The sequence below is a fragment of the Streptomyces sp. NPDC058221 genome, assembly GCF_042882365.1.
In the GTDB taxonomy this organism is placed as follows: Bacteria; Actinomycetota; Actinomycetes; order Streptomycetales; family Streptomycetaceae; genus Streptomyces.
The window spans coordinates 1-7,583 of sequence record NZ_JBHVWF010000242.1; the positions used below are offsets into that span (position 1 = coordinate 1).

Genomic DNA, 7,583 nt, shown 5'->3' on the forward strand with positions numbered 1-7,583 from the left:
GGGGGGGGTGGTTGGGCGGGCCTCGCGTCCACCCCCTCGCGGGGTTTTCTCGGCGGTCCCGGCGCCCGCCGGCCCCGGGGGCCACGCCGCGCGATACCGTCCCGGGCGGATGACGCCCGGGCCTGGCGAAAGACATGACATGGCAAAGATCCTCTTCGTGGTGACCGGTTCCGACCACTGGACCCTCGCCGACGGAACCCTGCACCCGACCGGCTTCTGGGCGGAGGAGGCCGTCGCGCCCTACGAGCGGTTCAAGGCCGCCGGGTACGAGATCGTCGTCGCCACCCCCGGCGGGGTGGTGCCCACTGTGGACCGGGGAAGCCTGGCGCCGGAGTTCAACGACGGGCAGGAGAACGCCGACAGGGTCGCGAGCGTCCTCGCCTCCATGACCGAACTCCAGCAGCCGGTGAGGCTGGAGGACGTGGACCCGGCGGACTACGCGGCGGTGTTCTATCCCGGTGGGCACGGTCCGATGGAGGACCTGGCGGTGAACGCCGACTCCGGGAGGCTGCTGACCAGGGTGCTGGAGTCGGGGCAGCCGCTCGGCATCGTCTGCCACGCCCCGGCCGCCGTGCTGGCCGCCGTGAAGGACGACGGCACCCATGCCTTCGCCGGCTACCGGCTCACCGGTTTCACCAACACGGAGGAGAGCCAGGCAGGCTTCGCCGACAAGGCCAAGTGGCTGCTCCAGGACCGCCTCGTGGAGATCGGGACCGATTTCCAGGAGGGCGAGCCGTGGGCCCCGTACGTGGTCGTCGACCGCAACCTGGTCACTGGCCAGAACCCGGCCTCCGCCGCGCCGCTCGCGGGCGAGCTGCTCAAGAAGCTCGCCTGACGCCGTCGGGTCAGCCCGCGTCGGTCGCCTGACGCCCGTCGGGTCTGCCCGCGTCGGTCGCCTGCCCCCGAGGGGCGGAAGGAGCCGAAGCGGTCGACCCGCCGGCCGGTACGCGGGCCGAAGAAGTACCGTCTGCCGACACCGACCCGCCGCAGTGTCGGTTCGACGGTGCCGTCGACCACCCGTCCCTCCCCAGGCGTTCAGTGGCCCAGGGCATCTGCACTCTCGACAACACCCACATCCCGGGGGCGGAGAGCCAGAGAGGCCAGTACGATCTCCCGCGCGGTTCGGACCGTGGCCGGGAGGGCCGCCGGGTCCCGGCCGACGCGTTCGGTGCCGGCGCGCATGACACCTGACAGCAGCTCCACGGCGAGAGGCACATCGCCGACATCGCGGAACTCTCCGCGGGCGATACCGTCCCGCACGACGTCTTCCACCTTGAGCACGATCGCGTGGAAGGGGTTGTCCGCCCCCTCCGGCACATCGGTGACCGGCCGGCCCGATCCCGGGCGGAACATCAGATGCAGGGCCGGGTCTGCGGATGCCTCCAGGACCACGTCAATGATCTCCAGCAGTCGATCCGCGGCAGGGCACGCGGGCCGTGCGGCGATCGTGGCCACGCGCTGGATCGCCGGGCGGCCGGCCCTCCGGGTCAGCGCCAGAACCAGAGCGGTCTTGTCGCGGGCGTAGTTGTACAAAGTGTTGCGCGCAAGGCCGGCGCGGGCCGCGATATGCCCCATGGTGATCGAGTCGTAGTCGCGCTCGAGCAGCAACTGCCGTGTCGCCTCGGCGAGATCGGCCCACACCATCTCGTGGTGCTCATCGAGGCTGGCTCCCCGTATACGCGGCATCCGGTCCTCTTCCCTTTTCGCGGCTTCGCGCTTCCGCCTGACCCCGGGCGTCCCGGCGGCGTCCCGTGAAGCGACGTTCGATCTAGCGTGCCTGCTCAGGGGGGAGCGCCGCGCCCGCCAGATGTGCGTTCTCCTGGTGGGCGGCGGTCAGCTTCACGCGGCTGAGTCGCCAGCCGTCCACTGTGCGGACCGCCTCGTTGTCGTAGAAACCGACCACCAGCCAGCGGTTGGGCCCTCCGTCGGCGGCCTCGTCCGAGACCCAGTGTTCGGCCCGGACGTGCGCGTGGATCGTTGCGCGGTCGCCATCGATGTCGACGACGTGACCCGTGATGGCATGGTGGGTCGCCGCGAAGGGCGCGAAGGAGCCGCGGAGGACCTCGACGTAGTCGCCGAGGGGTGTCTCCATCGGCGGAATGCCGGCGACCGATTCGAAGTCGACGGTGAGTGGATCGGTATGGACGAGGCGGGGCAGCTCGTCGAAGTCCTTCTTGTCCGCGATATCGGCATAGCGGCCGAACAATTGGATGATTTCGGCACGATCGGCTTCTGCGCTCACAGGGGCCTCTTTCGTTTCGCTGTGCGGCGACGCACGCGACAGAGCGTCCGTTCCGCCGCGTTCGCCATGGCGCCGTACACGCCGACACTTTTAAGTGACAACCTGTCGTAAACATTACGACAGGTTGTCGTAAAAGCAAGCCCGTGGTCACTGAAGAGGTCTGCCGGGGTCAGTCCAGTGATGCGCTCGCCGTACGCAGCTCTTCCAGGGCCGCCCGGGTGTACCCGGCGAGTTCGTCCCCGGCGTCACGGACACCCTCGGACCATTCGGCGTAGCCCCGTTTGAAGGCGAGGATGCCCAGCTCGCCCGCGAGGGCCGCGGTCGGTTCAGGTGTGCCGCGGGCGATCAGGGCGGCTGTCGCCGCGGCTGCGAGGCTGACGCCCTTGAGGGCGTCACGCTCCTGGAGTTCGGCGCTGGCGGCGACGGCCGCCTTCAGGCGCGGGGCGAGCTCGCGATTCATGGGGCCCATCGCGCTTGAGGCGCGCTCAAGACCGGCGGCGACCGCATCGAGCGGACCGGCGTCGGCGGGCGCCTCCGTGATGCCCTCGGTCAGCAACCGGCTCAGCGTCTCCTGTCCGGCCACCAGCAGCTCGCGCTTGTCGGGGAAGTGCCGGAAGAAGGTGCTCTTGGTGACCCCGGCGCGCTCGGCGATCTGCGCGACCGTTGTGGCGTCGTACCCCTGCTCGGTGAACAGGTCGACGGCGGCCACTACGAGGCGTTCGCGTGCGCCTGGTTCCCATCGACTCATGGGTCCATTCTATGTGATGGGACTCTTGTCCCATTACTTTGCTAGAGTGATGGGACAAGAGTCCCATCACTTACGGGAGAGTCTTATGCGCGTCTTTGTCACTGGTGGCACCGGACTGATCGGTTCCGCCGTCGTCGCAGAGTTGCTGGGCAACGGTCACACCGTGCTCGCGCTGGCCCGCTCCGACGCTTCCGCGCTGGCCGCCGAGAAGGCCGGCGCGGACCCGCTCCGGGGAGGTCTCGCCGATCTGGACGTTCTTCGAGCCGGTGCCGGTCAGGCCGACGGGGTGATCCACCTGGCCTTCGGCAACGACTTCAGCAGCCCCGAGGCCCTCGCGAAGACGGTCGCCGAGGAAGGTGCCGCCCTCGCGGCTCTCGGTGAGGCGCTCACCGGCAGCGACCGCCCCTTCGTAGTCGTCTCGGGCACCCCCTACGTGCCGGGCCGAGCCTCCACCGAGGCCGACCCGCCGGCCACCGACGGGCCGGTCGGTGGCCGTGGTCGCGCGGTCACGGAAGTTCTGGACCTGGCCTCGCGCGGAGTCCGGAGCTCGGCCGTGCGCCTGCCGCGCACGGTTCACAACCAGGGCACGGGCGGGTTCGCCGGAATGCTGACCGGCATCGCACGCCAGAGCGGAGTGTCCGGCTACGCGGCCGACGGCTCGCAGCGTTGGCCTGCCGTGCACGCGCTCGACGCGGCCGTCCTCTTCCGGCTCGCCCTGGAGCGGGCGCCGGCCGGCAGCTCCTGGCACGCCGTGGCCGACGAGGGGGACAAGGTCCGTGACATCGCCGCGGTGATCGGCCGACGGCTGGGCCTGCCGGTCGAGTCGGTGCCACCGGAGACCTATGGCCCGCTCGGCCCGATCTTCGCGACCGACCAGCCCTCGTCCAGCACCCACACGCAGCAGGCGCTCGGATGGGCACCGAAGCACCCCGGCCTGCTGGCGGACCTGGAGAACATCCAGCCCTGACCTGGCTGGTCCTGCGCCTGGTCGACAAGGGGTGGCCCGGCCATGTGGCCGGACCACCCCTTCGGGCACGCAGCCGTCAGGCGGGCGCCGGGCCGGGAGCCTTGTGGGCCCTGCCGGTCTCGCGGAGGGCCAGCAGGCCGGTGACCGCGATCAGTGCCGACGTCACAGACCGTGGATGCCGAACGCGGCGGTGAGGGGTCCGTGGTGGGCCAGGACGTTGATCATGTCGCCGAACGGGGCGACGGCCTCCATCAGCAGGACCCGGCCCAGGGCGCGGCGGTGTCCCGTCACCGGTATCTCACCGCACCCACGCCCTGAAGAACGCGCCGAGGCACCCACCGCGACCTCGGCCACGGCGTTGCAGCTGGTCCCGGGTGAGCCAGGTGTGCTGTTCTGGTGTCGCCAACTTCTATCCCGGCCGGCTGCTCGACCTGATCGTCAACAACGAGGTCACTCCGGCCGTCAATCAGATCGAGACCCATCCCTTCTTCCAGCGCGCCGGCTACCAGGACCTCATGCGTGAGCACGGCGTGAAGATCCAGTCCTGGGGCGGCTTCGCCGAAGGCAGGAACGACCTGTTCACCAACCCCCTCCTGGCCGAGATCGGCAAGGAACACGGCAAGTCGGTCGCCCAGGTCGTTCTGCGCCGGCTCACCCAGCGCGGCGTCATCGCCATCCCCAAGTCCGTGCGCGCCGAGCGCATGGCCGAGAACCTCGACGTCTTCGACTTCCGGCTCACGGACGAGCAGATGGCTCGGATCGCCACACTCGACACCGGCAGCTCGCTCTTCTTCGACCACCACGACCCCGAGATCGTCAGCTGGCTCGCCGAGCGCCGTCTGGACGCCTGACCCGGACCTGCCGTCCAGGGGCGAGCGGCGGCGCGCCGGCCGTTCGTGTGCTGCCGCGCTCGCCTTCGTCTTCTTCCCGCGTCACGAACGCATCCGGGGCGCATGCGCCCCGTTGTCATCTCCACGGGTGTCGGTCAGCTCCCGACCTCGTTCTTGTCGCCGCCCCAGAGCGTGTGGAAGACGCCCTCGCGGTCGGTGCGGTGGTAGGTGTGTGCGCCGAAGTAGTCGCGCTGGCCCTGAGTGAGGGCGGCGGGCAGGCGTTCGGCGCGCAGGGAGTCGTAGTAGGCCAGGGTGGCGGCGAAGGCCGGGGTGGGGACGCCCTGGGTGACGGCGGTCGCGATCACGCTGCGCCAGTCGTCCTGGGCGGCGGCGATCTCTTCGGCGAAGCTCTTGTCGGAGAGGAGACTCGGCAGCTCGGGCCGGCCTTCGTAGGCGCTGGTGATCCTGTCGAGGAACGCGGCCCGGATGATGCACCCGCCGCGCCAGATCGCGGCGATCCGGCCGAGGTCGATGTTCCAGTCGTACTGCTCGCTGCCGGCCGCGATCTCGTGGAAGCCCTGGGTGTAGGCGACGATCTTCGAGGCGTACAGGGCCTGCTCGACCCGGTCGGCGAATGCCGCCGCCTCGTCCTCACCGAGCGTGCGGGCGGTCGGACCGCCGAGGTGGCGTGCGGCGTCACGGAGGTCGGCGTGGCCGGAGACGGAGCGGGCGAAGACCGCCTCGGCGATGCCGGAGACGGGCACGCCCAGGTCGAGGGCGATCTGTACGGTCCAGCGGCCGGTGCCCTTCTGCTCCGCCTGGTCGAGGACGACATCGACGAAGGGCTTACCGGTCGCCGCATCGACATGCGAGAGCACCTCGGCGGTGATCTCGATGAGGTAGGAGTCCAGGCGCCCTGTGTTCCAGTCGCGGAAGATGCCGGCGATCTGTGCGGGGGAGTAGCCGGCCACCGCGCGCAGCAGGTCGTACGCCTCCGCGATCAGCTGCATGTCCGCGTACTCGATGCCGTTGTGCACCATCTTGACGAAGTGACCGGCGCCGTCCGGACCGATGTGCGTGGTGCAGGGCGTGCCGTCCTGCGCCTTCGCCGCGATCCTCTCCAGCATCGGCCCCAGTGACTCATACGATTCGGCCGAACCGCCCGGCATGATGCTCGGCCCGTTCAGCGCACCCTCCTCACCGCCCGAGATGCCGGCGCCGACGAAGTGGATACCGCGCTCCCGCAGCTCCTTCTCGCGGCGCCGGGTGTCCTCGAAGTGGGCGTTGCCGCCGTCGATGACGACATCGCCCTCGTCCAGCAACGGGGCGAACTCCTGGATCACCGCGTCCGTGGGCTCACCCGCCTTCACCATGACGACGAGGCGGCGGGGCCGCTCCAGCGCCGCGACGAACTCCTGCGGTGTGCGCGCGGGGACGAAGTCCCCCTCGTCGCCGAACTCCTCGACCAGGGCGTCGGTCTTCGCGGCCGTGCGGTTGTGGACCGCGACCGTGTAGCCGTTGCGGGCGAAGTTGCGGGCCAGATTGCGGCCCATCACCGCGAGTCCGGTGACGCCGATCTGCGCAGTGCCGCTCATCTGTGTGCTCCTGCAATCTGTTGGGAGAGGCCGGGATGCCCGGATCTCCAGTATGGATACGGGACCGGGGGACGGCCTGTTCAGCGACGGACGGCCGGAGGCGGACCGGTGGCGGAGCCGGTGTGCGCCGGTCCCGGGTACGCGCCGGTACCCTGTCGCGATGCCGCACCACGACCCGCTGTCCCGCGCCCTGCACGACCAGGGGCCGCCGGGGCTCAGCCCGCTGCCGCCGGCGGCCGAGGACCTGCTGCTGTCGTTGTCCGCCCCGCCGCGGCTCGCAGCGCATCTGCGTCTCGTCCACGATGTCGCCCATCAGCTGACCGAGTGGATGCCGCTGCACTGCCCGGGGCTCGCCTTCGACCGCGAGGCCGTGCTCTTCGGAGCGGCGACCCACGACGTGGGCAAGGCCGTACATCTGGCCGAGCTGGCCGGTCCCGGTTCGGCGCACGAGGACGCCGGCCAGGAACTGCTGCTGGCCCACGGCTTCGATGCCTCGCGTGCCCGCTTCGCCGCCACCCATGCCTCCTGGACACGATCCGGGGTGACCTTCGAGGACCTGCTCGTCAGTACGGCCGACAAGATCTGGAAGAACAGGCGTGTCCCCGAACTGGAGGACCTGGTCGTCACCCACCTGGCGCGGGCGAGCGGCAGGGAGCGCTGGGAGGAGTTCCTCGCGCTCGACGACACCCTCGGCCGGATCGGTGAGGGCGCCGATTCACGCCTCGCCCACCAGGCGTCCTTTCCGGTATACGCCTGACCGCGGTGCCGGGCCGTCGCCGGGCGCACGTGACCGGGCGCCCGGGAGCGGTCCGGCCCGGCCGGTGCGAATCCCCGTGCCCGGGCCTTCTGCGGGTGCGCTCCCCGCCTTCCGGGCCTGAACGCGAACCCGTCCCGCCCCTGCTGTCATTCACCAACTCTTGACACCCCCTCAGCGGCGGCGCAACACTGACCATGCCTGGGAGAGCGCTCTCCCAACTCGCCGGGCACCGCTCGCTCCGTCCACCGGGAGCCTTGGCTCCATGAGTCCGCGCGCCGAGCCGGGCGCTGATCTCGTGGAACCGCCCGTGCCGTCCCAAGTCCCCGCTGACGGTGCGGTGCGGAAAGTCCGGGGGGGGGGAGGGTTAAGGTGTGCGCCCCGGGGGGCGGGGGGTGTGGGGGCTGCGGCGGGGGGGGGCGCCCGGGCGGGGGCAGGGGGAAGCGC

The 7,583-nt window shown here is 70.7% G+C and carries 8 protein-coding genes and 1 pseudogene; 4 read left to right on the forward strand and 5 right to left on the reverse strand.

Features of this window, described 5'->3' with window-relative positions:
- Positions 1-139 precede the first annotated feature (139 nt).
- Complete coding sequence (locus ACFVW8_RS37525; RefSeq protein WP_389698250.1) at positions 140-835, forward strand: type 1 glutamine amidotransferase domain-containing protein; 696 nt, start codon at positions 140-142, stop codon at positions 833-835.
- A 200-nt stretch (positions 836-1,035) separates the two neighbouring features.
- Here ACFVW8_RS37525 and ACFVW8_RS37530 read toward each other — a convergent pair whose 3' ends face one another.
- The 3 genes from ACFVW8_RS37530 to ACFVW8_RS37540 form a co-directional block, all read right to left on the reverse strand.
- A complete protein-coding gene (locus ACFVW8_RS37530; protein ID WP_389698252.1) occupies positions 1,036-1,686 on the reverse strand; it encodes a TetR/AcrR family transcriptional regulator in 651 nt (216 codons plus the stop codon).
- Positions 1,687-1,768: 82 nt separating this feature from the next.
- Positions 1,769-2,242 (reverse strand): nuclear transport factor 2 family protein, encoded by a 474-nt coding sequence (locus ACFVW8_RS37535; protein ID WP_389698254.1) that lies wholly within the window; start codon positions 2,240-2,242, stop codon positions 1,769-1,771.
- A 169-nt stretch (positions 2,243-2,411) separates the two neighbouring features.
- Positions 2,412-2,990: a TetR/AcrR family transcriptional regulator gene (locus ACFVW8_RS37540; protein ID WP_389698256.1), complete on the reverse strand. Its 579-nt coding sequence runs from the start codon at positions 2,988-2,990 to the stop codon at positions 2,412-2,414.
- 85 nt (positions 2,991-3,075) lie between these two features.
- On the opposite strand from ACFVW8_RS37540, the gene ACFVW8_RS37545 reads away from it, so the two are divergent.
- Positions 3,076-3,957: an SDR family oxidoreductase gene (locus ACFVW8_RS37545; RefSeq protein ID WP_389698258.1), complete on the forward strand. Its 882-nt coding sequence runs from the start codon at positions 3,076-3,078 to the stop codon at positions 3,955-3,957.
- Between the two features lie 162 nt (positions 3,958-4,119).
- Here ACFVW8_RS37545 and ACFVW8_RS37550 read toward each other — a convergent pair whose 3' ends face one another.
- Positions 4,120-4,248: a DUF4267 domain-containing protein gene (locus ACFVW8_RS37550; protein WP_389698260.1), complete on the reverse strand. Its 129-nt coding sequence runs from the start codon at positions 4,246-4,248 to the stop codon at positions 4,120-4,122.
- Between the two features lie 104 nt (positions 4,249-4,352).
- On the opposite strand from ACFVW8_RS37550, the pseudogene ACFVW8_RS37555 reads away from it, so the two are divergent.
- A pseudogene (locus ACFVW8_RS37555) lies at positions 4,353-4,808 on the forward strand (aldo/keto reductase); the annotation flags it as partial.
- Between the two features lie 134 nt (positions 4,809-4,942).
- Here ACFVW8_RS37555 and gndA read toward each other — a convergent pair.
- Positions 4,943-6,382 carry an NADP-dependent phosphogluconate dehydrogenase gene (gene gndA, locus ACFVW8_RS37560; RefSeq protein WP_389698262.1) on the reverse strand — a complete coding sequence of 480 codons (1,440 nt, stop codon included), beginning with the start codon at positions 6,380-6,382 and terminating at the stop codon, positions 4,943-4,945.
- 160 nt (positions 6,383-6,542) lie between these two features.
- Between gndA and ACFVW8_RS37565 the strand changes: the two genes are divergently transcribed.
- Positions 6,543-7,139 (forward strand): phosphohydrolase, encoded by a 597-nt coding sequence (locus tag ACFVW8_RS37565; protein ID WP_389698264.1) that lies wholly within the window; start codon positions 6,543-6,545, stop codon positions 7,137-7,139.
- The last annotated feature ends 444 nt before the right edge of the window (positions 7,140-7,583 follow it).